The 1158-nt window shown below is 44.0% G+C and carries 1 protein-coding gene and 1 pseudogene; both read right to left on the minus strand.

Features of this window, described 5'->3' with window-relative positions; translation table 11 throughout:
- The coding region (rseP, locus tag R8N46_RS25080; protein WP_318189757.1) for an RIP metalloprotease RseP at positions 1–918 on the minus strand (918 nt) is incomplete at its 3' end.
- Positions 918–1158 (minus strand): annotated as a pseudogene (locus R8N46_RS25085) (1-deoxy-D-xylulose-5-phosphate reductoisomerase); the annotation flags it as partial. The pseudogene R8N46_RS25085 and the gene rseP, both read right to left, overlap by 1 nt.

A 1158-nucleotide genomic window follows, 5' to 3' on the forward strand; every position in this document is an offset into this window, starting at 1 on the left:
GATACCTGCGAAGCCAACCACTTGTTTGTTAGCCAGCTCACGACTGTCTGGTGTTAATGTTAGTGATTGCTCAATGCCTCGGCGTAATACCGTCAACTCGATTGGAGTATTTGGATTTGAGCGTACAGCATCTACGACTTGTTTCCAGTCATTGATAGGCTCACCACCAATCGCGATGATTTCATCTTCTGGAAGCACACCTGCTTTCGCGGCTGCACCGTCTTCAGAAACTTGCTTAATAACGCGATAGATTTCTGGTGTATATGGAGCAAAACCAAGTGAATGCATCGCAGATTCGGTTTCTGGATCAAATTTCCAGTCACGAAGGTCCAGCGTTTTCGTCACTTCAGCGCCAACTTCTGAGTCTGACGTCAGTGTTAGCGTCATAGCGTCATCACCAATATGAGAAATTAATCCCATATTAACTGATTCCCAATCCGGAGTTTTGATGCCTGATACTGCTTTTAGTTCCATTCCAGATTCAATTCCTGCCTCAGCAACAATCGAATTGGGCGTAACTTCACCAATTACGGGTTTTACCGCTGGTACACCAATCAGGAAAACCAACCAATAAGCAAAAATAGCAAATAAGAAATTAAAGATAGGGCCAGCTGCAACAATAGACGTTCGTTTCCAAAGCGGCTTTTGATCAAAGGCTAAATGATTTTCACTTTCTGGCACATCGTCAACACGGCTATCTACCATTTTGACGTATCCACCAAGAGGAATCATTGAGATAGTGTATTCGGTTCCGTCTTGACCAACTTTTCGCCAAATAGACTTACCAAAACCGATGGAAAATCTTTCAACCTTCACGCCACAACGACGAGCAACCCAAAAGTGCCCAAACTCGTGCACGGCAACGAGAATGCCCAGAGCAACGATAAAAGAAACAAGATTCCACAAAATACCAGTCATTAGCTACGCTCGCGTATAATTTCTAGGGCGATAGTTCGAGACATTCTATCTAGCTCTAGCAAGCTTTCCAAGCTATTCGCATTCTCAGGTTTGCAGCTTGCGGTGATTTTATGCAAAACCAATTCATTGATGCGAGCTATGTCTGTAAAACCAAGGCGATTATTTAGAAACGCATCAACAGCAACTTCATTGGCTGCATTTAGAGCAGTAGTCGCATGTTGCCCTTCGTAACACGCGTCA

This window comes from Vibrio sp. 1874, assembly GCF_033344395.1.
Taxonomy (GTDB): Bacteria; Pseudomonadota; Gammaproteobacteria; order Enterobacterales; family Vibrionaceae; genus Vibrio; species Vibrio alginolyticus.